This is a genomic window from Halomonas sp. SpR8, from assembly GCF_031010195.1.
GTDB lineage: Bacteria > Pseudomonadota > Gammaproteobacteria > Pseudomonadales > Halomonadaceae > Vreelandella.
Genome location: NZ_JAUAMC010000006.1, coordinates 54,002 through 77,500, shown reverse-complemented (window position 1 = coordinate 77,500; position 23,499 = coordinate 54,002). Strand labels below are relative to the sequence as shown.

The following is a 23,499-nucleotide window of genomic DNA, read 5'->3' as shown; positions in this document are numbered from 1 at the left end:
GACTTTAGTAGCCACTGACTGATGGGTGAAATTTTCTAATTCCTCATTTTTCAATCAATATAACTAAAAACTTATTTCTATATAAGTTACTGTAAAATATATATTTTATTCTATTTTTTAGTCGCCTACTTTCAAAACGCCACTCTTACTTTAATTAGATAGATATCCAAGATATTTTTTACGTGATTAGCCTTAAGCATAAAGGGGTACTGCAAATTCATTTATTTTCTGATAATTTTTTGTGTACAGTAAATGAAATCAATATCAATAAATTTTGAATACAATAAAAATGGAGCGCCGTTCATGAATGATCCTCTAGCCTCTTCCGAGCATCGGAAACGCCTGAACGAGAAAAACACCTCGCTTTTTGATTTCTATGGAAAACCGCGGTTTTCAAAGGCTTTGCCACTTTCTCTTCAGCATTTACTGGCCATGATCGCTGGCGTGATTACTCCCCCTATCATCGTTGCCGGCGTTGTGGGTGCGAGCATAGAAGAGAAACTCCTGCTTATTCAGATTGCCGTGTTGGCATCAGGGATATGTACCGTTTTTCACCTGTACGGCGTTTGGAAATTTGGCGCCCGCCTGCCTGCCATCTTTGGTGTAGGCTTTGCCTATGTACCTACGTTGGTCGCAGTAGGAGCCCAATATGGTATTGAAGGGATTCTTGGTGCCCAGTTGATCGGGGGTATCACCATGATGGTAGTGGGCTATTTCATTCAGTATATCCGCCACCTCTTTCCGCCTGTTGTTGCCGGCACAGTGGTGTTGGTCATTGGTTTATCACTCTACGATATTGCTATCCGCTACATGGCGGGCAGTGGCAATGTAAACGCTGCCAATTTTGGCGATCCAATTAATTGGATCATAGCAATGGTAACGCTACTCACGGTATTGATCGCCGCTCAGTTCGGTAAAGGTGTGGTTAAGCTGTCCGCAATCATAGTGGGCATCGTCGTCGGCTACTTGCTTTCACTCTCCCTTGGTATGATCAGCTTCGATAGCGTAACGAATGCTTCTTGGGTAGCCATCCCCAAAGTAATGCCTTTCGAAATGGAATTTCACGCAGCCGCTATCGCTTCTATGGTCATTATCTGCGTCATCAATTCGGTACAAACGATTGGCGATTTATCCGCAACCACCGTAGGCGGCATGAACCGTGAGCTAAAAACTAAGGAGCTTACGGGAGGCTTATTAGGCAATGGCTTGTCCACCACTATTAGCGCTTTCTTTGGCGCATTGCCTACATCCACTTTCAGCCAGAATGTTGGCATTGTTGCTATGACGAAAGTCATTAGCCGTTATGTTCTGGCGCTGGCAGGGATCTTGATGGTTCTGGCAGGCCTAAGTCCGAAGTTCGGGGCCATAATGACGACCATCCCCTACCCTGTATTGGGTGGTGCAACCATCACCGTATTCGGCATGATCACCATGACAGGCATTCAGCTGTTGGTAAAAGATGAAATGTCCGCCCGAAACATGACGATCGTGGGGCTCTCTTTAGCGCTGAGTCTAGGCATCGCTTCTGTTCCCTCTGCCATTGAGCAGTTTCCGGCCGTGGTGAGAGATTTAATTGGAGGCGCGCCTATTGTGGTCGCTGCGATCACGGCTTTTACACTTAATATTGTACTCCCTAAAAAGTCGCTCTCTGATGAGGCAAAAGAGCGAGAGGCGATTGCCAAAGCAGATGCCGAGGCGGCCAAGGCCGACAGCGACAAAGTAAGTCAGAACATCTCACAAAATAGCACCCACTCTAATTAAGAAAATTTTTATGTGCACCTAATTAGAAGCCATTTAGCCACAAGCATCTGCAAGTAACTGCAAGTAGTTGCAAGTAACTGCATTGCCCCAAGGCGATGCATATTAACAACGAGCTAAAAGCACAACACCACTAAAACCAAAGCTGCGTGACCGAGCACGAGGCTTTATTAAAACTAAATGTCTGGAGCAAGTTAGCATGATCCTGGGTCTTACATTGCTATATGTGGGCGCTGCTTTGTTTATAAATGGTATCTGGCTCCTGGGAAAAATCAGCAACCAAGAAGTCTCAATCATCAACGTCCTGGTTGGGTTGCTCAGCTTCATTATAGCCATGCACTTAATTTTCAAAGATCCTAGTAACTCGATTGAAATTAGCGCAGGGGCTTTCACACTTTTATTTTCAATAACGTATCTCTGGGTAGGTGCCAATCAGTGGCTAAAATCGGATGGCAAAGGATTAGGCTGGTTCTGTCTTTTTGTAAGCATCACCGCCGCGGTTATTGGGGTGCACTCAATTTCCAGCTACGCGGAAAGTTTCAAACTATGGAATACGGCTAACTGGTTTGCATGGTCTCTTTTATGGCTTTGCTTCTTTTATCTGTTAGCGCTGGTAAAACCCATTCAGCGACTTGTAGCAACCTATACCATTTTTTGCGCGATCTTTACCGGTTGGATTCCCGGGGTAATGATACTGTTAGGCGTGATTAGCGCTTGAGGCGACGAATTAGAAAACCTGGATTCATAGAACAGCTGCATTTCTTTGAAAAACGTCTAACTAGTAATAAAAACAGGGCGGGCCATTAATGGCTCGCCCTATTTTATTTAACAATGCTAAAAAGCGTGATCAGTTGCCACGGTAAGTGGAGTAGCCATAAGGGCTTAATAACAGCGGAATGTGGTAGTGCTGCTCGGTGTCTTCCACTTGGAAAGGCACGGGAACATCCGGAAAGAACGTGGCGATATCACGCTCTTCAAACCAGTCGCCGGTTTCGAAGGTCACACGGTAGACTCCCGGCTGAAAGTCTTCATTGGTCGGATAAAGGGCAGAAACACGACCTGCCTCATCCGTTATGCCCGTCGCTAAGGACTCCCAGCCAGCATCGGTACGGCGCTCAAGCTCGACTTCAACGCCAGGCGATGGCAAACCGTTCTGAATGTTGAGTACATGAACGCTGAGCGGGTTATCGCCTGCCTGTGCAATAGCCGCAACGCTGCTGAAGACAATACCGGTAACCAGTGCAGATAAGGTTTTCATAAAAAACACCTGTGATAGTGGTGCCATAAAGGCGAATGTATGTTTGCTAGCGTCAACAATCGGTGGCTTAACAGCCGGTGTTTTATTGCGGTAAGACGCGTTCGATGGCAGTAATGGCACAGCCCTCATCGATGGCAGAGCCACCCGCCCCGGCCACGCCAAGTGCGCCAATAACGTCGCTGCCAGACCTTAGCGGAACGCCTCCACCTAACAGCAGTAATTCATCTAGCGTATTTAGGTTTGCCGACTCAGGGTCTTGGCGGGCACGCTCGGCCAGCTCACGACTGGCGGTGCCCGTCGACAGTGAAGTAAAAGCCTTGCGCTGCGCTGCTACAGTGTTATGAGGACCAATGTTGTCATCGCGCTGCAGAGCAACCAAGTTGCCGCCACGATCGACGGCCGCCACAACGGCCGTTCGTCCGTCGGTATGACACGCCTCAAGGGTGGCGCTTACTAGACGATTCGCCAGTTCCAGCGACAGCTTCTGCTGTTGAACAGGGCCAATATCGGCGAGTGCGCTACCGGCGAGTAAAACAGCGCCGAGCATCGGCAGGCGAGCGAGTCGTAATGTCATGGAAACCTCCTTATGAATTGATGGGGCCATCCTGACATGCCGACCTCGTCAATCACCTGACGGCAACATTACAGATTTGTAATGTGAAAGACCGGCAGATCCGGCTACTCTGTTCCGATTTAGCGGGGTGACGGCATGCGTATCCTGGTAGTAGAAGATGAGCACAAAACCGCCGACTACCTATGCAAAGGGCTGGGGGAGTCGGGATACAGTGTCGAGGTAGCCCGCGATGGGTTTGATGCCCAGCATCTGATCAACGAAAGCGAGTTCGACTTGGTTATTCTCGATGTCATGCTCCCGGGCCTAAATGGTTGGCAGTTGCTAGAGTTGATCCGCCGTCGCAGCCAAGTGCCGGTACTCTTTCTCACCGCCAAGGACGCAGTAGAAGACCGTGTGAAGGGGCTGGAACTCGGTGCCGACGACTATCTCGTTAAACCGTTCTCTTTTGTGGAGCTTCTGGCCAGGGTACGAACGTTATTGCGCCGCAGCCCGCCCCGCGAGAGAGAGCACTTTCGCGTAGCGGATTTGGAAATGGACGTGTTGCGCCGGCGGGTAACGCGTAAAGGCGAGCGTATCGCGCTCACCAATAAAGAGTTTGCCCTTTTAGAACTATTGCTTGATCGGGAAAGCGAAGTCCTGTCGCGCACCTATATTGCCTCCCGGGTATGGCAGATGAATTTCGACAGCGACACCAACGTGGTAGAAGTCGCCGTGCGGCGGCTTCGTGCCAAGGTAGACGACCCCTTCACTCAGAAGCTAATACACACCGAACGCGGCATGGGCTACGTGCTTGAGGATCGCTCCTAATGCTGGCCATCAACTCCCTAGCGACTCGTCTTTCGTTACTGTTTGCCCTGGTCAGCATGCTGCTTTTAGGCAGTATCGGCACCTACCTCTACCACTCATTAACGCGCGAAATAGCCTGGCGTGATGACCAGATGCTGCAAGGTCGACTGGAGCGCTTAGAAGCAATACTCAGCAATGGCGAGAGCGTTGATATGCTTCAGCATCGTTCCCATCTCTATGCCAACATGATGGGAAACCGCGACAACCTGCTGTGGATACTAGATAACACCGGCCAAACACTGATTGAAGTCAACCCTAGCGATTTGCCAGTACCTAACCTCCCGACGACTAACACCGTCCGTTTGATGGAGACGGCTGGGCCCGTTCAGGCGAGATTGGCATGGCATACATTTGAGCAAGAGGGTCGACCTTTAACGCTGATCGCCGGAAAGCTACTTGATGAACGCAACCAGATGCTGAGGGCGTATCGATTAAGGCTGTGGTTTGCGCTGGCTATCGGTGCCCTTCTCGCCTTTTTGCTCGGATGGGGCGTAAGTCGGCATGGGCTTCAACCTTTACGTCGCTTGATTGAGCAAGCTAATCGCATCAATATCCGCCAGTTAGACCGACGCTTAGATGTCACAGGCGAAGCCCAAGAGATCAGCAACCTCAGCCATGGGCTGAATCGGATGTTAGATCGTCTAGAGGACGGGTTTTCACAGCTCTCCCGCTACTCCGCCGACATGGCCCATGAGCTGCGGACGCCATTAACCAACCTGCTTGGACAAACGCAGCATGCCCTGCGGCGGGAAAGGAGCGACGCGGAGTATCGGCAGGTGCTTGAATCAAATATCGAAGAGTATGAACGCCTATCGAGAATGATTGATAGCATGCTATTTCTAGCACGAACTGAGAGCCCTTCAAGAAAACTTATCTGTGACAGCGTCGACCTCGGTGAAATGGTTTTACAGTTATGCGAATATTTCGAAGGCATGGCAGAAGATGGCGCGCGTGCGCTCATTAATGAAGCGAGTGGAACCGTCGTCGCTAACCACGACCTGATACGCACGGCGCTGGCCAATCTGATCGCTAATGCACTACGTCACGGCAGCCCTGGAACACCGATCCATATCAGCACGATGGACCTTGGGGAACGCATCAAGCTGTGCGTTCATAATCATGGCCCCATCATTTCACCTGACGACCTGACTAAGGTTTTTGAACGGTTTTATCGCGGCGACCCCGCTCGGAGCGGTGTCGTAGATTCAGGCGGGCTAGGGCTGGCTATAGTCCACTCAATTGCCCAATGGCACGATGGCGAAGTTCAGGTAGAAAGTAATGCCGAAGACGGCACCACATTTTCGCTGACGCTACTACGCGCTTAAGCGTCAGCAACACTTCCACGCCTTCTGGAGCAACCAGGATCAAGCCTCTTCCGTTATGGTGCGCGGCTGGGCCGGCATCGATGCCTCTGGTCCCCCGCCAAAAGCCTTCCAGGCCACGATGGCAGCTCTGATCTGATTCACCGAGGCGAAATCCGCGACGGTGGAGACGACCAGACAAGAAGGCAGCGCGCCAAAACTCCATATCGGCGGTAAGCGCAATAGATTGGCGTTTTTAACACTGGGTAAATGTTGCCATAAACCACTTTTCGCCAGCGTGTCTTCGACCCCAGGCGGGCACCGGCTCGACAACGACCAGCGTGACCTCAGGATAGTCGTAGAGCGCTTCGATACCCACGAGTGAAAACCCCCATTCGCAGATGTCAATACATCTCATTTTGTTTATCATATACATCCATACTGGAAAGGTAATCATGGCACGATAGCCAAACCCTCCACTTCCTTACATCGGCTTCATAAAAACGCAGCGGCTGTGTGCTGCTGTAAAAACGATAGGATCGACACTATGCCTCTTGGGAACACCTCCAACACAGCGCACAAAGCACGGCTCCTGCGCGCGCTGGCGCTGATCGCGATGGGCATCACACCCGCGACCGCCTGGGCGCAGACAAGTGCTGCCAATCAGTCCCTGGACACCGTCACCGTAACGGGCTCCATACCGACCTATGGAGATACGCCACCTCCAGCCTTCGCCGGTGGCCAAATCGCAGCGGGTGGCCGCGTAGGACTGATCGGTGAAAAAGACGCGATGGATGTGCCCTTCAACGTCATCAGTTATACCAGTGAGCTGATGGAGAATCAGCAATCTCAGACACTGGGCGATACCCTGCAAAACGATGCCTCGGTATCGGTAGGGCTGGGCTTTGGCATCTATGGCGAAGCGTACAAGGTACGCGGCTTTAGCCTGACCGGTGACGACGTGGCTTATGGCGGCCTCTACGGTGTATTGCCGCGACAAATCATCAACAGCGACCTTGCCGAGCGCGTCGAAGTCTTCAAAGGCGCCAGCGCCTTTACGTCGGGCATTCCCATCGGCGGGAGCGGCGGAATTGGTGGCACCATCAACATCGAGCCCAAGCATGCGGGGGATGACCCGATGCTCAATCTATCCAGCGGTTATCGCTCCGATGGCTACGGCGAAGTGGGCGTCGATGCTAGCCAGCGTTATGGGGATCAGCAGCAATGGGGAGCACGCGTAAGTGCCACCCGCGGCCGGGGTGATACCGCCATTGATGACGAAACCCAGCGCGATACCTCCTTCGTCGTTGGGCTCGACTACCGTGGGGATCAAGGCCGAATATTGTTCGATGTCGGTCATCAAAAGTTCACCCTGGATGGTGGCCGTTCAAGCGTCAACACCGGCGCGGCCACTCGGGTGCCCGCTGCGCCGGATTCCTCGTTGAACTACACCCCCTCTTTCGGTGGAACCGAGCTAGAAACCAATTTCGGCATGGTCAGGGGCGAATATGACCTCACCAACTCCTGGACCGCATTCGCAGCCTTGGGGGGTAACCGCACGCTTGAAGGCATCGTGTCGGCGACGCCGCGCCTTACCGATGACGCGGGTAACGCCAGGGTCAACGACTTCGAGACCGACAACCATATCGACAACGTCGCCAGCCAAGCGGGGCTGCGTGGCTACGTGCTGACCGGCCCGGTTAGCCATGACATCACCTTTGGCTACTCTAGCGCCTATCGCAAGTTCGACACGGACTGGAGTTTCCTCGCGGCTGGCACGACCAACATCTATGATCCCGTCGATTTATCTCGCCCAGATGGCACGCCTTTCGTGGGGGGTAGCGTGACGCGCACACGCTCCCAAGGGGTCACGCTGAGCGACACACTTGGATTCATCGATGACCGACTGTTGCTGACGCTGGGCGCACGCTATCAGGAACTCGAGATCGACGAACGTCCTAACGACGGCAGTGGCAATCGCTATGCTGATCGTCGGGTAACCCCCGCCGTCGGCGCGGTGTTCAAGACCACGGATAATATCTCGCTCTACGCCAACTACGTCGAAGCATTGCAGGATGGCGGCACGGTCACCGATACCACAGCGCTGAACTTTGGGCAGCACTTGGGCATTGCCCATGCCGAGCAGCACGAGGTGGGCGCTAAGTTCGACTACGGCAATCTAGGCGGTGGCATTAGCCTGTTTCAGATTGAGCTACCCTCTGCTGCGGTCGTCGATGGCACCGGCAACCTGGATAACGAGCAGCGTAATCGCGGCCTGGAGCTAAGCCTTTACGGTGAGCCTACGACAGGAGTGCGCCTGTTCAGCAGCGCGACCTGGATAGATGCCGAACTCACCAAAGCACAGGATGGCAACGAAGGAAATGACGCCACGGGCGTTCCTGAGTATCGTTTTGTGCTCGGTGGCGAATGGGACACGCCCTTCATCGAGCGTTTCACTGCCACTGGTCGCGTCCTGCACACGGGCTCGCAGTACGCCGATGTAGCCAACGACTTGGAGCTGGATTCCTGGACACGCCTCGATCTTGGCCTGCGCTACACCACACCGGTCGGTGGCGCTGATTGGATCTGGCGCGCAGGCATCGACAACGTTACCGACGAAGATTACTGGTCAGGCGCCTCGACGTCCTTTGCAAATTATTTGATTCAAGGCGAACCGCGCACCTTCAAGCTTTCGGCGACCGTCGAGTTTTAAGTAACGTATCCTCTTTACCGTTACCATGAGGGCGCTTTCTATGAAGCGCCCTCACTGTTTGCGGCACGCTTACTGTTGTTTTAATAGCTGCCTAAAAGCAGTGGGCCGCATATTGACCACTACAGGTGCAGGATGAACCGGACTGTGCCTTCTAGATAATTTTAGTTAGCAATTCGATTAATTAACTAACACTCTTTTGACCTATAAGAAAACCACCAACATTCATAATTGAGCTTTTAGGTGAAGGGAGCTTCAGGCTCCTCACCTGATAAAGCTCTAACCAAGTTAACTAATATCGCTAAGTGTTTTACGCTTTTTAAAAACATCCGTTGGAATACCAAAGCGGTCGGAAAGCCCACAAATTTGGCGCCAGTTAAGATTACGTTTGCCTGACAAAATGGACGAAACAACAGACTGAGCGCCGATTTCCGGCAAATCATTTTGGGTAATGCCGTGTTCTTCCATAAGATAACGAAGCACATCAGTATCCCCCGCGACAGGCATGGGGCGTACATGCTCATCATATGCCTCAAGAAGATCACCAAGGCGCGCCGCAAGGCTGGATAAGTAATGATTTTCATCATCGCCAACCAAATTTAGAATTTCATCAAGCGCTTCTACTTTCTCGTCATACTCATCCTCTGATTCTGGCGCAGAGAGAAGAGGTGCAATGTACTGCCAGTGAGTAGCGGCTTGATCAAGAACGGCATTCATATCTTCACTCCTTCCACTTACCCTTGTCATATTCGGGATGATCGAGAATATGGCGGATAAAAACGCGCTTAGCGCGATAATGCACAGTTGCTATCAGTCGAATCTTATTGCCACCAATGTCAAAAACATGGTGGCTTCCTACCTTATCCGTTGCCGGAAAAATTTCTTTCATCTCAGCAAAGCTCTGGGGCTCGCTACCCTTCATGATGCGAAACCATGCATCTAAGGAAGTGGCCGACTGCGGCCATTTCTCCTTTGCTTCCCAAATACGTTTTTGTGTGACCACATGCATATGTAACCCCTTTCGCTGGCTACACTATAATAGCAGTTTGCTATATATAGCAAACTGCTATTATAACTTTCGTAACAATCAAGCTGAACTTCGTGTGGCCCGCCAATGCGATTCAACCCATTCAGGTGGATCGCATTAAACACTGGGATATGATCAATGACCTGCCCAAGACAGGAAAATTAACGCCCCACGCGCCCCTGGGAGCAGGCAGTAACCCGGTCGATCTTCTCTATATGGCTGTTACGGCTCTCGCCCAAGCGGGCATATCACCATGCTCCCGGTTAGCCACAATGTGGACAGCTTCGGTTATCGCATGGACATGCTCCCTAAAGGGCTGGATATCAACCAAGAGAGCTGGAGCTGGTTGTTGGACAAGCGCTGGAAAGGCACCCTAGATGCGGCCTATAACTACCTCAACTGGTGGATTTCTGGATGGCCCAGCTCCGTCATGACCCGCCAAGGCTATTACATTTCCACCCCAGAACTGACCCGCCCTCACCTATCCGCTGCGGAGCGGGACTTTTGGTATGGCGGCAAACCTGCCGCCAAAAGCCTTCAAGGCCCTGATGACACTTCTGACCTGTTTCATTGAGGCGAAATCCGCGACGGCGGAGACTACCAGACAAGAATGAGCCGCATCGCGGTGTGAAATACCGTTATGGATAAGCACAACTATTGGGTAAGGCGCTGGAACGACTTTATGTCGGCTTAAGCCTTGTGCTTGATCTAGGATTTAGCCTCTTCTCATCCTCCACCCTCGCACTGGCAGCTAACAGTGTGATGACCATTAGCGCATACCCCCCACCTATTGGCTTCCACAAGCTTATGCGGGGTTCTTGTTTGCTACCCATTTTGGCTCACCCCATCAGCTCTCATCTCATTAAGACTCCGCCTGCTACACACCCGCCATCACTGGAAAATATTATGGGGCCTAGCCAGCAGGTCACGAAGAAGCGTTGAAAAGAAAAGCCTACTAGCCTCAGCCTACTTAACCAGCTTATGCTAGTCTCATTTCAGGGGAAAATTGAGCAAGTGCCCAAAAGCTGAAAGCTGGCGTATGGCTATTTAGCATGAGGCCGAGAAGGTGCCATAGCGGCCATTTCGGGAAATGCAGCAGACGCGCGAAATCTGGATATTCAGCCCAATTATAAATTATTAAAATCAACAGATTATAGATAATTATGCAGACTACATTTGTCGAATAAACGTGAAGGCAAACTCATCCAATTATAGGATGGGTGGCTTAATACCTGTTGATTGGCTAGGGAGGTTATGCGTGGAAGTAGATAACATAAAGCTATACATAGATGGCCGCTGGGAATTAACAGACCTTAATACACTCACCCGCGTGTATATCCAGCTTTATGGGTTGCTTTATTCTTTAGATGTTGCGGAAGATTATATAGATGCCGAAATTCAGTACATCTATGGTAAATATCCATGGCGTGGTGGCTTTAGTGCAGTAAATTTCTACCAAAACTTGTTCTCTAAAATGCCAAAGAATTATAAGCCAAATATTAAGTCGATTCAGTATGCATCCCCAGGATACATAGAGCTCTCGCAGATTGTTGAGGTTGCGAAAGACGTTGCTCAAATCGTGGGCTACGTTTCTGCAGCACTACTAGCAGGAAACAAAACTTACAGTATTATTCACAAAGGAATGAGTGAGCGTAAACTCATGAGGCTAAATCTTAGAGGTGAAGAGTTGAGCCTTTTAGAGAAAGAAAAACATTTCATCCATAACTCGGTTGTAGAAATATCCCAGCTAATGGGCGTAAATAAAGAGACGCTAGCTAAGTTGTATTTCCGCAACGAAAACAATGAGCTTGCAGTGTTAAAAATATTGGCTTCGGTTTATCGTCGAGCAAGAGATTTGGCTAAGTTGCAAAACAGTCAGAAACTAGACCTACAGCGTGCGCATCGTGAGCGGTCGTCAACTAACAATCAAAATCCGCAGGACTAGTGGACTCGCCGCTGCTTTGGGCATTAAAGCGACCCGTACCGCACAAGATAATATGAAAGGAGATAATATGAGTAGTTGGAAAGAGGCTTATGTAGCTAGAGATGATTTAGTTGAATATGGAGATAATGGTTTAGCTCTATTTTCGCTAGCTTTGCGGTTCGGCATTGACGATCTTGATACTGTTGCCGCAGACGCTATTACAGATGGTAGCGATGATAAGAAATGCGATATGGTGTATTTGAATATCGAAGAAGAACATGCAGTTATTGCACAGTGTTACTTTTCGACTAAAGAAAAAGCGTGCGCTCCAGCTAATAAGGCCAGCGACTTGAACACTGGTGTTGGGTGGTTACTACAACGAAACATAGAAGAAGTTCCCGAGCGAATAAAGTCAGCAGCATCCGAAATCAGGAGTTCAATAAAGTCAGGTCAAATAAAAACATTATATATTTGGTATGTGCATAATTTACCTGAATCTCAGAATGTAGAAACTGAGCTAGTTACGGTTCAGGAAACGGCCAAGACTGCGATTTCAAATCAATTCCCCGAAGCGAAAGTCGATGTTCATTTTGTTGAGGTGGGTGATGGAACATTAACAAGTTGGTATGAAGAGTCATTGTCTCCGATTCTCGTAAATGATGAGTTTGAAGTTAAAATTGAGGGGGGCTATTCTATTGATGGCCCGGCTTGGAAATCGTACTCAACGGCAATACCTGCCCAGTTTCTATATAGGCAGTATAAAAAACATAAAACTAAAATATTTTCTGCAAACATAAGGGATTACTTGGGTTCTAGATCTGCTGATTCAAATATTAACAATGGAATTAGGCGAACTATTGAGAGTGATCCGAGAAATTTCTGGGTATTTAATAATGGACTCACTATATTGACTCATTCGTTCAATGTGGACGATGGTAACAAGCTGCTTTTCAATGGTTTGTCTATAGTAAATGGTGCTCAAACAACTGGTGCAATTGGTTCTTTAAATAAACTCCCCGATAAAGACGCAAAAGTTCAGGCTCGCTTTGTCGCAATGACTAACGGTGATCAAGAATTAATACATAAAGTAATTCAGTTTAACAATAGTCAGAATAAGGTAGAGGCATCTGATTTTCGCAGCACTGACAAGTTCCAGAAGCGGTTAAAGGAAGAATTTTCCTTAATTCCTGAAGCAGAGTATGAAGGTGGTCGAAGAGGCGGTTCTGGCGATGCCATAAGGCGTAGACCAAACATGTTGCCATCTTACACAGTTGGTCAGGCTTTAGCTTGCTTTCAGCAAGATCCAATCATTGCTTACAATCAAAAAACAGCCATTTGGGTAAGCGATAGATTGTATTCGAAATACTTCAATGAAAATACTAAGGCAGCCCACATAGTGTGTGCATATGCATTGGTTAGAGCTGTAGAATCGAGGAAAAAACAACTACTGGACAAGTCGAAAAAAAGCACACTTCCATCACATGAAGAAGAGTACCTTGACTACTTTAGGCAGCGTGGGTCAATATTTTTACTTGCTACTGCAATTGTAAGTTGCTTGGAAATTATGTTGGGAAGAAAAGTGCCAAATATCTATAGAATTTCCTTTGGGAATACCACTTCTCCTAAGCAGGCGGAAGAAAACTGGGATAACATCCTCGATGCAACTCTACCATTTTGTACGCAGCTCAATAAAGGTTTAGTAGGGGGATTGAAGAATACTAATACAGTGAAAGAGGTTGTAAATACTTTTCGTTCCTTAGTTCAAGCAACCACAGCGTCTAATAAGTCAATATACGACGAATTCGCTACAAAGATTACTGCTCCGTAGGCCTTAACACGGCCAGTCACAGCGACGGTTTTTTCATTGCGGCTAAGCCTTAACTACAGAACCGCGCGTGATGCAATCGTTACATCAGAATCACCTAAAATACCATTCTTGGCCGATAGCAGCAAAACCAAAAAAGGGAACCTGCGATTTCTCGCAGGCCCCCTTTTTACAATTTGGCGCGCCCGGCAGGATTTGAACCTGCGACCCTCGGCTTCGGAGGCCGATACTCTATCCAACTGAGCTACGGGCGCTTGTGGGTGCGTATCGTAACTGTGCGGGGGCGCTGTGTCCAGCCGTATGGCGCTTGAGTCCTTTGGTCAATTGACCGTTTTCCCCGCGGTGGTGCATGCTTTGGGAGCACTTCTGCACCTTCATCGATTGGGAACATAATAATATGAAAACATTTGCACGTAGCACGCTCGCACTGGGTGTCTCACTGGCGCTGGTGAGCGCCGCGAACGCCGCTGATTTTGCGGATATGGACCCCGTCACCCTGCGCTTGGCCCACGTGGTCAATGAGCAGGATGGCTTCCACATCGCCGCCACCAAGTTTGAAGAGCTGGTGGAAGAACGTACCGACGGCAAGGTGGATATCGAGATCTACCCCAACGCCTCACTAGGTGACGAACGCACGCTGCTGGAAGGCATGCAGATCGGCACGGTGGATATGGGCGTGATTACCAACGGCCCGGTGGCCAACTTTGTGGAAGAGATGGCGGTATTTGAACTGCCGTTCCTGTTCCCCTCCCCGGAAGCCGCTTACGCAGTGCTCGATGGCCCGATTGGCCAGGAGCTGCTCGATAAGCTTTCCGAGGTGAACCTGAAAGGCATGGCCTACGCCGAGCGCGGTTTTCGCAACCTGACCAACAGCGAGCGGGCGGTGAACTCGCCGGAAGACCTGGACGGCCTGCGTATCCGCGTGATGGAGAACCCGGTTTACACCGATACCTTCCGCGAGCTGGGCGCCAACGCGGTTCCCATGGCGTGGACAGAAGCGCTTACCGCCATGCAGCAGGGCACCATCGACGGCCAGGAAAACCCGGTGAACGTGATCCACTCGTTCAACCTGGATGAAACCCAGAACTACATGACCCTCTCCCGCCACACTTACGCCCCGGCGATTTTTGTTATGGGCATGCCCGCCTGGAACCAACTGCCTGAAAACGCCCAGGAAGTATTACTGGCAGCAGCCCAGGAAGCGGCCGAGCATGAGCGCCAGATGAACGCAGAGATGGAGAGCGAACAGCTACAAGCGCTGCGCGATGCGGGCATGGAGATCAACGATACCCCGGATATGGAAGCCTTCCAGGCCGCCGTGGCGCCGGTGTATGAGAAGTACGGCGAGCAGTTTGGTGATTACCTGCCGCGCATTCAGGAAGCGCTTAAGTAACTCGCCTGCTGATTAAGAGACACGCCTGATGGCTGACACCCCCCATATGAAGCTGGCGAGCAGACTCAATAAGATAAATCTCAATTTACTATTGGTCTTTCACACGCTTTATGGGAAACGGAGTTTGACGCTGACCGCAGAGGCGCTCTGCCTGACGCAACCGGCGGTCAGCCACTCGCTGAAAAAGCTGCGCCTGTTAATGGACGACCCGCTGTTCATCAAGACGCTGGACGGCATGCAGCCCACCCCGCTTGCCCGGCAGATGGACGCCGCGGTGGCCAAAGGGCTGTTCTACCTTGATCAGGCGGTTCACAGCAACAGCGAGTTTTCTCCCGCGACATCGAAGCGGGAGTTTCGTGTCAGCCTGGTGGACTATGTCAGCCAGCAGCTGCAACCCAAGCTGATTCAGCACTGTTTGGAGCACGCCCCAGAGGTGTGCTTCAACATGCTCTCCACGCGCATCGCCAGCGCGGAAGGCGCCCAGCACGTTCTGCAAGAGCACGATATTGACCTGGCAGTGGTGCAGCTCGAAACCTTGCCGCTCACCTCGCACCACGAGTACTTGTTTGATGATGTGATTGGCTGTGTGGGCGATGCCACCTTTCATGGCGAGGGCAGCGCCATCACCCTTGAGGCGTTTTTAAACTCCCCGCAGGTGGCTTTATCCCATCGCGAGGACAGCCCGCTATTAATCAATGAAAAACTGCGGGAGCTGGGGTTGGAGCGCAAAATCGTCGCAAAGACGCCCTACATCAACCCGTTACAGGAAATATTGGTATCCACAACGCTGCTCTGCGTGGTGACGGAGAGCGCCGCCAGGGTCATTTGCCGCCACAATAGCCTGAAGTTCTACGCCCTGCCCCTGGATGTCCCCGCGTTCAAGGTCTGCCTGTGTTGGGATGAACGCAAGGATCACGATTCGGGCATCCACTGGTTGCGGCAACTCACCAGGGAGCTGATAACACCAGGCCCCTCCGCCCTGGGCGGCCGATAGTCAAACCGCCAAACTCACTCCACTGCCACGACTTTGCCGCGGTTCAACAGCAGCTTGGGATCCAGGGCGATTTTCATGCGCTTCATTAACGCGATCTCTTCGCTGGAGCGGGAAATACTCAAGTAGTCGCGCTTTTCGAGCCCGATGCCGTGTTCGGCAGAGATCGAGCCGCCGTACTCTTGTAGGGGGAAGTACACCAACTGCTCAACCTGGCGGCGGCTTTGCGGGCTGTCATCGCGCACCGTGATCATAATGTGCAGATTGCCATCGCCGAGATGGCCGAACACGATCATTTTACCTGTTTGGGGAAACTGCGCTTTGAGGCTTTGCTCCAGGGTATCGACGTAGGCGTCCATATGCGGAATCGGCAGGCTGATATCGTAGGAGAACATCGGCTTCAGCTCTTTCACCAGCACTTCGATATCTTCCCGAATCGCCCAAATGCTCTGGCGCTGGGCACCGGAATTGGCTAGCACGGCGTCGCTGACCAAGCCGTCTTCCATGGCCTGTTGCAGTATCTCGGTGAAGTGCTCCGCATCCTGGGTGTCATCCAGGCCCAGGGTTTCGATGATGGCGTAGAAAGGCGAGTCGTCGGCCATCGGGGGCGCGTGCTTGCCGCTTTCGGTGGTGACCAGCTTGTAGTGGCTATTCCACAGCGCCTCGAAGGCGCTAAGGCTGTTGGCGAGTTGTTGGGAGACCCTGCGTAACAGCTGGGTCAAAGCATCGAAGGAGGGCACCGCGACCAGCGCGGTTTGCTCGCTGGGCATATGCGGCTGCAGCCGCAGCACGGCGCGGGTGACGATGCCCAGAGTGCCTTCGCTTCCGATAAATAGCTGTTTGAGGTCGTAGCCCGCGTTGTTCTTGAGCATTTTGTTGAGCGAGCTGACCACGGTGCCGTCGCTGAGCACGGCTTCTAGCCCCAGCACTTGCTGGCGCATCATGCCGTAGCGAATGACCCGTATTCCGCCCGCATTGGTGGCGATATTGCCGCCGATGGTGCACGAACCCCGGGCGCCGAGATCGAGGGGGAACTGCATATCGACCTCCGCCGCGGCTTCCTGTACCCGCTGGAGCGTCACCCCGGCCTGAACCTGAATCGTAGAGCCAACCAGGTCGACCTCTTCGATCTGGTTCATCAGTTCCAGAGACACCACCAGTTCCTCCGGGCTGGCTTCACCGCCGTGCACGATGCCGGTCATGCCGCCATGGGTCACCACCAGTTGGTCGGCCTGGTAGCACAGGGCCATCACTTGGCTGAGCTGTTCGGTGTTGCGGGGCCTGACAATGGCCTTGGCACGACAGGGCGCTCCGGTAAACCAGTCGACGCTACGCTGGGAGACATCGTCACCGAGCAACACGTTTTCTGGGCCGACTACCGCCACTAGGTCGTTAAGCAACTTATCCATTGGTTATTCCTGTTTTAGCTGGCGTCGCCATGGTTATTGGTTAGTAAGAACATGGTTAGCAAGACTCACCACCGGCCAAGCCTTACCATCGCTTTCCAAGGCAGTTAATCAATCGTTAATGCTTGCAGGCTAGCGCTAACCTTCAAACCACTCAAGCCCAAGATCTATAAAGATTTTTTGGATTATTATCGCGAATAGTGGAATAAAAATAAGTAATTTGCCCTGTTAGTTCGATGTGGTATAGATGAAACCCACCAAGATAATAAGAACAGCCACCACTAGGAGATAATGTGAATAATCGCGCCCGTTTTACCGCTCACGCCGCATCCTGTTATACAAGTAAATTCAAACAGTTAAACCTAACCTTGCTGTGCGCTGGCCTGTTGGGTTTGCCGCTAATGGCCCAGGCCGAGGAAATTACCCCTATTAACCTGCGCTTAGCAACCGTGGTAAATACAGAAGATACTTACCATATCGCCGCCGAACGCTTTCAGCAGTTGGTCAGCGAACAGACCGACGGCGCGGTCTCGGTAGAGATATTCCCCAACGCCTCACTGGGCGACGAGCGCACCCTTCTGGAAGGCATGCAGATCGGCACCGTCGATATGGGCGTGATCACCAACGGGCCGGTGGCCAACTTCGTTGATGAGTTCTCGGTGTTTGAACTGCCGTTCCTGTTTCCAAGCGCTGAATCCGCTTACGCCGTGCTGGATGGCGAGATCGGCCAGGAAATACTGGCCAAGTTAGAGAATGTGAACCTTAAGGGGCTGGCCTTTGCTGAACGTGGCTTTCGCAATATCACCAATAGTCAGAACGCCATCAATGCGCCCGAAGATCTCGACGGCCTGACACTGCGCGTGATCCAGAACGAGGTCTACGTGGATACGTTCCGCGAGCTCGGTGCCAATGCCGTGCCCATGGCCTGGACAGAAGCGCTGACCGCGCTGCAACAGGGCACGATTGATGGTCAGGAGAACCCGGTTAACGCCATCCATGCCTTTAACCTGGCGGAAACTCAGGACTACCTCACCATGACGCGGCATATCTATGCGCCCGCAATTTTCATTATGAGCTTACCCGCCTGGAACGGCCTGCAAGAGGAAGTTCAGGAGATTGTGCTTGATGCCGCCAGCGAAGCCTCTGCCTATGCCAGGGAACAGAACGCCATCATGGAAGCCGAGCAGTTAGCCGAATTGGCCGAGGCGGGCATGGAAATTAACGAGTCACCGGATATCGCCGCCTTCCAGGAAGCCGTTGCCCCGGTGTATGAGCAGTACGGTGATCAGTTCGGCGACTACCTGCAACGCATCCAGGAGGCAGTGAAGTAAGTGCCCACTCACACGCACCCATTGGTAACCTTGCTACAGCGTACTGAACGTTTTCTGGACGCCATCCTGCAGCCCGTGGTCTTTGCGGGCATGGCGGCGCTGATTGGGGTGATTACCCTGCAGATTGTCTCACGGGTGCTGTTCACCGCGGTGGGCTGGACGGAAGAAGTCGCCCGCTTTCTGCTGGTTTGGATCACCTTTTTAGCGGGCACTTTGGCATTCCAGCGCGGGCGGCACATCGCCGTAACCTTTGTGGTCGATGCCCTGCCCGGCCGCCTGCGCCAGATCGCGCGGATTGCCGCTCTGCTGATTGTGCTGGCGTTTATGATCACGCTGATCGTGATTGGCTACCGCTATATGCAGGTGCAGAGCTTTCAGAAATCCGCCTCGCTGCGGCTGTCGATGACCTACGTCTACGCGGTGATGCCGATCTGCGCGGCGATGATGGCCTGGTATGCGCTGGTCGATATTGTTGAGCTGCTGATGAACGGCGAGACGTCCCAGCCCCAGGAGGAGTCGCTATGACCCTGCTGCTGTTTGGGCTGTTCTTGCTGTTTATGCTGCTGGGCGTGCCGATCGCCTTTGCGATTGGCGCCAGCACACTCTACGCGCTGTATCAGTCCGGCGTGCCGCTGATGGTGGTCACCCAGCAGATGTTCCAGGGCATTAACTCCTTTGCTTTGGTGGCGATCCCAATGTTTATCCTCGCCGGGGATTTAATGGCCCAGGGCAAGGTCAGCGAAAAGCTGGTTAGCTTTGCCGATTCGCTGGTCGGCTTTATGCGCGGCGGGCTTTCGGTAGTCTCGGTGATGGCGGGCATGTTCTTTGCGGCGATCTCCGGCTCCGGTGCGGCGACGACCGCGGCGGTGGGTTCAAGCCTGGTGCCGGAGCTTAAGCGTAAAGGCTACGACCCGGCTTCAGCGGCCAGCTTAATCGCTGCCAGCGGAACGATAGGAGTGGTGATTCCGCCCTCGGTGCCGATGATTATTTACGCGGTGATCGCCCAGCAGTCCGTCTCCAAGCTGTTTCTCAACGGCTTTTTGCCGGGGCTGGCGATGGGGCTGGGGTTAATGGCTATTGCGATTGCTCAGGCCTATAAGCGCCAGTACCCCAAGGGTACGCCGCTGTCGCTTGCGACCATCTGGACGACCTTTAAAGACGCCAGTTGGGGCCTGATGACGCCGGTGATTATCCTCGGCGGCATCTTCTCGGGGATTTTCACACCTTCAGAGGCGGCGGTGGTGGCGGTGAACTACGCCATGCTGGTGTCGCTGTTTGTTTATCGTGACCTGAACCTGGCCCAGATTTACAAGCTACTGATCCGCTCGGCGATGACCACGGCGGTGATCATGCTGGTAATTGCCATGTCGGCGGTGCTGAGTTGGACGCTGTCGAGCTGGCAGGTGCCGGGGGCAATTGCCCAGGCGGTGCTGTCGCTCTCCACCAATCCTTACGTGATTATGCTGCTGATTGTGGGGATTATTCTGCTCACCGGGGTGTTTATCGAAACCGCCAGTGCGCTGATTATTCTTACGCCAGTGCTGCTGCCGCTGGTGCTGCAGCTGGGGATTGACCCGATCCACTTTGGTTTGATTATCGTGGTGGGGCTCTCCATTGGCATGATTACCCCGCCGGTGGCGATTAACCTCTATGTGGCCTCTTCGATCACGCAACTGCCGCTGGAGCGCATTACCCGAGCGATCATCCCTTACCTGCTGGGGTTGATCGGGGTGCTGCTATTGGTGGTCTATGTGCCGATTTGGATGGGCTGGTCGGGGGGTTAAACCAACGACAGCCCCCCCCGCATAGGCTTTCCAGATTGTCGTAACCGCTACCGTGCACGCGTTAGTCGAGAAGCTCACGATATCCAGTCAGTGTGAAAGCACTGGGGTTTATTAAGCGCCCTTCGGCCTCCACCCGGCCATCGTCGTGGAACAGCACTCGACCGTAATCAGGGTCTTCGACGACCCAGGCCTGCTGCTCGCGCACGGGATCGATCTGGTGGCGCGCCAGGAAGTCTTCCGCAGAGGAGCCGCGCCCCAGCCGCACGACCCACCAGCTGCGCTGCCCGGGGACACGTATTTCGTGATGGGCGGAAGCGCCGCGCTGCATCAGCCGCGGGGCTCCGCTGGTGGTCAGCGCCAGCACGCCGCGTCCCGAACGGGCCACCGCGCCGCGCTCGTTGAGCTGCCACTCGTCGAACACCGGAGTGGGGAACCAGCAGTGGGTGAAATTCGGCTGGCTGTCGTGGCCTTCGAACACCACAATGGCCAGGTTGCGGTACTGCTGGACGCGGGGAATACTGGCCGAGCCACCCCAGAACGAGGGGCGACCGAAGCCCGCCTGCACCCGTTCACCAGGATGATTGATCCAGGTCTGGGCGTGCGGATCAGTACCGATACGTGCATGAATCAGCGTCTCCTGATAGCCCCACTCGAACCAGCGGTAGCGGGCGGCGCTGCCCATGGCAGTGTCGCGGGTCTTGTAGTGATAGAGCCGGGAGAAGCCGTTCTCGCCCTGCTGATAGATCCACTCTTGGCCCTCGTCGGCCTGCCAACAGGCTCGCTGGCCCAGTGTCTCGGGCAGCGTTAGACCGTGATCGCGCAGGCACAGCGCCAGTTGCGCCAGGCAATGGACATGGGAGCCGAAACTACCTTTGCGCCACAGCAAACGCGCCAATCCGGTCAGTTCCAGGGTATCGGCGACGCACAGCGAGTGCTGATAGCTGCGTCCCTGAGCACCGGTGAGAAAACCCTGGTGGGCGGAGTTGGCGACGATCGTGACCAGCCGTTCGATGGCACGCGCGGCACGCTCGCGCAGGATATCGTCGGGGCTGAGGGCGTGGATGGCGGTAAAACCCTTGAGGTCGATCGGGAAGTAGGGGGCAGAGTTAAACTCGGCCATCTCCGCACTCTCGAAATGGTCGAACCACGCCATTAGCCTCTGTCGCCCCGTCTCGCGCTGCTCGGCACCGATTCGCCCCGAGCGCCGGAAACGAGATTCCGAATGCAGATGACCGGCGAGATAACAGGCGGTGTGGAAAAGCAGCGCGTGGTTCTCGGAGAAGTACCACTGCACATCGTTGCCCGGCTCGTCCATCCAGTAGCGGTAGTCAAGGATGGCGGCATCGATACGTGCTAACAGCGTTGGCGACAGCCGGTGACCGTGATTGATACGCGACCAGAGCAGCGGCACCAGCGAGAAGTCGGCGCAGTCATGGCACTGCTCGATGGCCGGCAGCTCCGCCTCGATGATTCCTTCAGCGGTGGCGTGCATCGCCTCGCTGCCCTCGTCGAGACAGGCCAGCGCCCGCTCGGTATCCGACTCGGCGTTGGCGGCGATCCAGCCGAGCGCCTCTTCGATTCGGCCGGTCAACGTTTCGGCGGGGATGCCGAGCGCGGAGCGGTGAGTGATCTCGGCACCCAACCGCAGCGTGGTGGTGAAGCCTCCGTGGTTGACGGTGATATCGAAATAGCGATAGTCGGCCGGTAGCTCGCGGGATGGGCATAGACGCACCCGCTCGGCGCCAGCAGGAATCTCGAAAGCTATCTGCCGTTTTCCGTGAGACATGAAGTGCCCGGCAATTTCCGCCCTGGCCGCCACGCTTCGCGTAAACGGGTGGGGACAGACCAGCTCGATCTCCTCGCCATCGTAGACGGCGCGATCAAGGTGCATTGCCTCCAGGGCGCGCTCTACCTCGCGCACCGTCTCGGCTTCGGTCTCGAAGGGATAGCCAACCTGGGCGGCGGGCCCGGAAAGCCAGATGAGGGAGAGGCGAATCACCGCGTCGCGTTCGCAGAGATCCTCGAACTGAAAGACAATATCATTGTTGCCGACCTGCAACTCGGCCTTGATCTCAGTCTCGGCCATCGCGTTGCGGGTCGCTGGCGAGAGCCAGCCGGCGCTCCGGCCATTGACGTAAATGCGGGCTGTGCCACAGATCCCCGCGCGCAGATGGGCCGTGCCCGCCTGTTCGGCTTTAATGGCGGTCCGCGCCCAGCCACGGATGCGTGTAGGGCGGAACCAGAACCCCGACAAGTCCAGCCATGGCGAACCCATTGGCAGCACGTTGCGTGCTCCCTGCCAGTCAGGTAACGGTTGCGGTTCGGGTGGTCGATCGCGCCGCTCGGCTATATAGGCAGTACGGCAGGGATAGGTGTGCGGAATCCAGTTCTTCTCCTTGGTCAGGAAGAAGGTGGAATCCATCTCGCCTTCCATGGTGGTGTCGGCCACATCGTAGGCCTCTTCCACCAGCGGTAGCACCTGCCAGTAGGTGAGCGACTCTCCGGATTGAAGATTCATTAGCGCAGACTCGCAATGGATACGGGATCGACATCTTCGTAGGCCTGGTTTTCTCCGGTCATGCCCCAGACAAAGGCGTAGGGGCCGGTGCCGGCACCCATGTGAATCGACCAGGCCGGCGACAGCACGATATCGCCATTGGCGACCACCAGATGGCGGGTGTTATCGGGGCGCCCCATGAAGTGCATGACGCGATCCTCTTCGGCTAGATCGAAGTAGCAATAGGCCTCCATGCGGCGCTCATGCAGATGTGGCGGCATGGTGTTCCAGATCGATTGAGGGGCGGGGTCAGTAATGCCCATCAGCAACAGGCACGAGGGTGCCACTTTCGGGTGGATATACATTGCCAGCGAGCGGACGTTGCTTTTGGCACTGTCGCCCATGGTGATGACTTTCGCTTCCGACTTCGGAATCAGCCGATGGGGAACATCCGCGCCGGCGGGCACTGAGTTCATGTAGAAGCGGGCCGGTCTGGCGGCATCATCGCTGCCCAGTTTGATCTCTTTCGCCCCGCGACCGACGTAGAGCACATCGCGGTTGGCCAACGCATGGCGCTCCCCGTCGATCTCGATCCAGCCCGGCTGCCCCAGGTTGGCGATGCCCATCTCGCGCGCATCGAAGAAATAGGGGGTGCCGACATCGCTGCCGTCGCCGAAAGTCAGCGGCGACTGAAGAGGCACGGCGCCGCCCACGATCATGCGATCCAGATGGGTATAGGTGAAGGCGATCTCACCGGGGGTGAAAAGGCCCTCGACCATGAAGGTTTCACGTAGCGCTGCGGTATCCATGGAATCGATCTGATTGGGACCGGCGCCGTATCGTGTTGTCATGCTCATGATGTTGCTCCCTGATG

At 53.7% G+C, this 23,499-nt stretch carries 20 protein-coding genes, 1 tRNA gene and 1 pseudogene; 13 read left to right on the top strand and 9 right to left on the bottom strand.

The genetic code is table 11. The features are described from left to right. Nucleotides 1-303: 303 nt before the first annotated feature. Together QT230_RS13095 and QT230_RS13090 are read left to right on the top strand one after the other, a co-directional pair. Nucleotides 304-1,761, top strand: a complete 1,458-nt coding sequence (locus QT230_RS13095; RefSeq protein WP_308322299.1) for a nucleobase:cation symporter-2 family protein — start codon at nt 304-306, stop codon at nt 1,759-1,761. A 196-nt stretch (nt 1,762-1,957) separates the two neighbouring features. Next, complete coding sequence (locus QT230_RS13090) at nt 1,958-2,476, top strand: AmiS/UreI family transporter (RefSeq protein WP_308322298.1); 519 nt, start codon at nt 1,958-1,960, stop codon at nt 2,474-2,476. A gap of 129 nt (nt 2,477-2,605) precedes the next feature. Here the strand turns inward: QT230_RS13090 and uraH are convergent, their stop codons facing one another. Both uraH and QT230_RS13080 read right to left on the bottom strand, forming a co-directional pair. Then, complete coding sequence (gene uraH / locus QT230_RS13085) at nt 2,606-3,016, bottom strand: hydroxyisourate hydrolase (protein ID WP_308322296.1); 411 nt, start codon at nt 3,014-3,016, stop codon at nt 2,606-2,608. 82 nt (nt 3,017-3,098) lie between these two features. Further along, entirely contained in the window at nt 3,099-3,590 is a 492-nt protein-coding gene (locus tag QT230_RS13080; protein ID WP_308322295.1) for a heme-binding protein, read from the bottom strand. A 135-nt stretch (nt 3,591-3,725) separates the two neighbouring features. On the opposite strand from QT230_RS13080, the gene QT230_RS13075 reads away from it, so the two are divergent. Then, on the top strand, nt 3,726-4,397 hold the full coding sequence (locus tag QT230_RS13075) for a heavy metal response regulator transcription factor (protein ID WP_308322293.1): 672 nt from the start codon (nt 3,726-3,728) through the stop codon (nt 4,395-4,397). Beyond that, nucleotides 4,397-5,761 (top strand): heavy metal sensor histidine kinase, encoded by a 1,365-nt coding sequence (locus tag QT230_RS13070; RefSeq protein WP_308322292.1) that lies wholly within the window; start codon nt 4,397-4,399, stop codon nt 5,759-5,761. The genes QT230_RS13075 and QT230_RS13070 overlap by 1 nt, the downstream gene beginning before the upstream one ends. A 39-nt stretch (nt 5,762-5,800) precedes the next feature. On the opposite strand, the pseudogene QT230_RS13065 reads toward QT230_RS13070, so the two are convergent. Further along, nucleotides 5,801-6,131: pseudogene (locus QT230_RS13065) on the bottom strand (hypothetical protein); the annotation flags it as partial. Nucleotides 6,132-6,284: 153 nt separating this feature from the next. Here QT230_RS13065 and QT230_RS13060 point away from each other — a divergent pair. Further along, the gene (locus QT230_RS13060; protein ID WP_308322291.1) at nt 6,285-8,450 is read left to right on the top strand and encodes a TonB-dependent siderophore receptor; all 2,166 of its coding nucleotides are present in this window, start codon (nt 6,285-6,287) and stop codon (nt 8,448-8,450) included. A 285-nt stretch (nt 8,451-8,735) separates the two neighbouring features. On the opposite strand, the gene QT230_RS13055 is transcribed toward QT230_RS13060, so the two are convergent. Beyond that, nucleotides 8,736-9,164 (bottom strand): transcriptional regulator, encoded by a 429-nt coding sequence (locus tag QT230_RS13055; RefSeq protein WP_308322290.1) that lies wholly within the window; start codon nt 9,162-9,164, stop codon nt 8,736-8,738. Nucleotides 9,165-9,168: 4 nt separating this feature from the next. Then, nucleotides 9,169-9,456 (bottom strand): type II toxin-antitoxin system HigB family toxin, encoded by a 288-nt coding sequence (locus tag QT230_RS13050; protein WP_308322289.1) that lies wholly within the window; start codon nt 9,454-9,456, stop codon nt 9,169-9,171. 271 nt (nt 9,457-9,727) lie between these two features. Between QT230_RS13050 and QT230_RS13045 the strand changes: the two genes are divergently transcribed. From QT230_RS13045 to QT230_RS13035, 3 genes are all read left to right on the top strand, one after another. Then, nucleotides 9,728-10,048 carry a hypothetical protein gene (locus QT230_RS13045; RefSeq protein WP_308322288.1) on the top strand — a complete coding sequence of 107 codons (321 nt, stop codon included), beginning with the start codon at nt 9,728-9,730 and terminating at the stop codon, nt 10,046-10,048. Between the two features lie 684 nt (nt 10,049-10,732). Further along, nucleotides 10,733-11,419, top strand: a complete 687-nt coding sequence (locus tag QT230_RS13040; RefSeq protein ID WP_308322287.1) for a hypothetical protein — start codon at nt 10,733-10,735, stop codon at nt 11,417-11,419. Between the two features lie 67 nt (nt 11,420-11,486). Next, a complete protein-coding gene (locus QT230_RS13035) occupies nt 11,487-13,226 on the top strand; it encodes an AIPR family protein (RefSeq protein WP_308322286.1) in 1,740 nt (579 codons plus the stop codon). 174 nt (nt 13,227-13,400) lie between these two features. Here QT230_RS13035 and QT230_RS13030 read toward each other — a convergent pair. Next, nucleotides 13,401-13,477, bottom strand: a tRNA-Arg gene (locus QT230_RS13030). A gap of 143 nt (nt 13,478-13,620) precedes the next feature. On the opposite strand from QT230_RS13030, the gene QT230_RS13025 reads away from it, so the two are divergent. Both QT230_RS13025 and QT230_RS13020 read left to right on the top strand, forming a co-directional pair. Further along, complete coding sequence (locus QT230_RS13025) at nt 13,621-14,616, top strand: TRAP transporter substrate-binding protein (protein WP_308322285.1); 996 nt, start codon at nt 13,621-13,623, stop codon at nt 14,614-14,616. A gap of 28 nt (nt 14,617-14,644) precedes the next feature. Then, nucleotides 14,645-15,610, top strand: coding sequence for a LysR family transcriptional regulator (locus QT230_RS13020; RefSeq protein WP_308322284.1), 966 nt, complete (start codon nt 14,645-14,647; stop codon nt 15,608-15,610). A gap of 14 nt (nt 15,611-15,624) precedes the next feature. Here QT230_RS13020 and QT230_RS13015 read toward each other — a convergent pair whose 3' ends face one another. Beyond that, nucleotides 15,625-17,016 (bottom strand): FAD-binding oxidoreductase, encoded by a 1,392-nt coding sequence (locus tag QT230_RS13015; RefSeq protein ID WP_308322283.1) that lies wholly within the window; start codon nt 17,014-17,016, stop codon nt 15,625-15,627. A 290-nt stretch (nt 17,017-17,306) separates the two neighbouring features. Here QT230_RS13015 and QT230_RS13010 point away from each other — a divergent pair, with 290 nt between their 5' ends. Genes QT230_RS13010 through QT230_RS13000 form a run of 3 tightly spaced genes read left to right on the top strand, consistent with a single transcriptional unit; the run spans nt 17,307 to nt 20,128 of the window. Continuing rightward, the gene (locus tag QT230_RS13010) at nt 17,307-18,344 is read left to right on the top strand and encodes a TRAP transporter substrate-binding protein (protein WP_308322282.1); all 1,038 of its coding nucleotides are present in this window, start codon (nt 17,307-17,309) and stop codon (nt 18,342-18,344) included. Beyond that, entirely contained in the window at nt 18,345-18,869 is a 525-nt protein-coding gene (locus QT230_RS13005; protein ID WP_308322281.1) for a TRAP transporter small permease, read from the top strand. After that, nucleotides 18,866-20,128 carry a TRAP transporter large permease gene (locus QT230_RS13000; RefSeq protein ID WP_308322279.1) on the top strand — a complete coding sequence of 421 codons (1,263 nt, stop codon included), beginning with the start codon at nt 18,866-18,868 and terminating at the stop codon, nt 20,126-20,128. Before QT230_RS13005 ends, QT230_RS13000 begins: the two co-directional genes overlap by 4 nt. 61 nt (nt 20,129-20,189) lie before the next feature. Here the strand turns inward: QT230_RS13000 and QT230_RS12995 are convergent, their stop codons facing one another. Together QT230_RS12995 and kduI are read right to left on the bottom strand one after the other, a co-directional pair. Further along, nucleotides 20,190-22,646 (bottom strand): hypothetical protein, encoded by a 2,457-nt coding sequence (locus tag QT230_RS12995; protein ID WP_308322278.1) that lies wholly within the window; start codon nt 22,644-22,646, stop codon nt 20,190-20,192. Continuing rightward, nucleotides 22,646-23,482 (bottom strand): 5-dehydro-4-deoxy-D-glucuronate isomerase, encoded by an 837-nt coding sequence (kduI, locus tag QT230_RS12990; RefSeq protein ID WP_308322277.1) that lies wholly within the window; start codon nt 23,480-23,482, stop codon nt 22,646-22,648. The genes QT230_RS12995 and kduI overlap by 1 nt, the downstream gene beginning before the upstream one ends. Nucleotides 23,483-23,499: the final 17 nt, after the last annotated feature.

Excerpts from the sequence above, each read along its gene's own strand:
- QT230_RS13095 (WP_308322299.1), top strand. The coding sequence starts at position 304 with ATGAATGATCCTCTAGCCTCTTCCGAGCATCGGAAACGCCTGAACGAG.
- QT230_RS13090 (WP_308322298.1), top strand. The coding sequence starts at position 1,958 with ATGATCCTGGGTCTTACATTGCTATATGTGGGCGCTGCTTTGTTTATA.
- uraH (WP_308322296.1), bottom strand. The coding sequence starts at position 3,016 with ATGAAAACCTTATCTGCACTGGTTACCGGTATTGTCTTCAGCAGCGTT.
- QT230_RS13080 (WP_308322295.1), bottom strand. The coding sequence starts at position 3,590 with ATGACATTACGACTCGCTCGCCTGCCGATGCTCGGCGCTGTTTTACTC.
- QT230_RS13075 (WP_308322293.1), top strand. The coding sequence starts at position 3,726 with ATGCGTATCCTGGTAGTAGAAGATGAGCACAAAACCGCCGACTACCTA.
- QT230_RS13070 (WP_308322292.1), top strand. The coding sequence starts at position 4,397 with ATGCTGGCCATCAACTCCCTAGCGACTCGTCTTTCGTTACTGTTTGCC.
- QT230_RS13060 (WP_308322291.1), top strand. The coding sequence starts at position 6,285 with ATGCCTCTTGGGAACACCTCCAACACAGCGCACAAAGCACGGCTCCTG.
- QT230_RS13055 (WP_308322290.1), bottom strand. The coding sequence starts at position 9,164 with ATGAATGCCGTTCTTGATCAAGCCGCTACTCACTGGCAGTACATTGCA.
- QT230_RS13050 (WP_308322289.1), bottom strand. The coding sequence starts at position 9,456 with ATGCATGTGGTCACACAAAAACGTATTTGGGAAGCAAAGGAGAAATGG.
- QT230_RS13045 (WP_308322288.1), top strand. The coding sequence starts at position 9,728 with ATGCTCCCGGTTAGCCACAATGTGGACAGCTTCGGTTATCGCATGGAC.
- QT230_RS13035 (WP_308322286.1), top strand. The coding sequence starts at position 11,487 with ATGAGTAGTTGGAAAGAGGCTTATGTAGCTAGAGATGATTTAGTTGAA.
- QT230_RS13025 (WP_308322285.1), top strand. The coding sequence starts at position 13,621 with ATGAAAACATTTGCACGTAGCACGCTCGCACTGGGTGTCTCACTGGCG.
- QT230_RS13020 (WP_308322284.1), top strand. The coding sequence starts at position 14,645 with ATGGCTGACACCCCCCATATGAAGCTGGCGAGCAGACTCAATAAGATA.
- QT230_RS13015 (WP_308322283.1), bottom strand. The coding sequence starts at position 17,016 with ATGGATAAGTTGCTTAACGACCTAGTGGCGGTAGTCGGCCCAGAAAAC.
- QT230_RS13000 (WP_308322279.1), top strand. The coding sequence starts at position 18,866 with ATGACCCTGCTGCTGTTTGGGCTGTTCTTGCTGTTTATGCTGCTGGGC.
- QT230_RS12995 (WP_308322278.1), bottom strand. The coding sequence starts at position 22,646 with ATGAATCTTCAATCCGGAGAGTCGCTCACCTACTGGCAGGTGCTACCG.
- kduI (WP_308322277.1), bottom strand. The coding sequence starts at position 23,482 with ATGAGCATGACAACACGATACGGCGCCGGTCCCAATCAGATCGATTCC.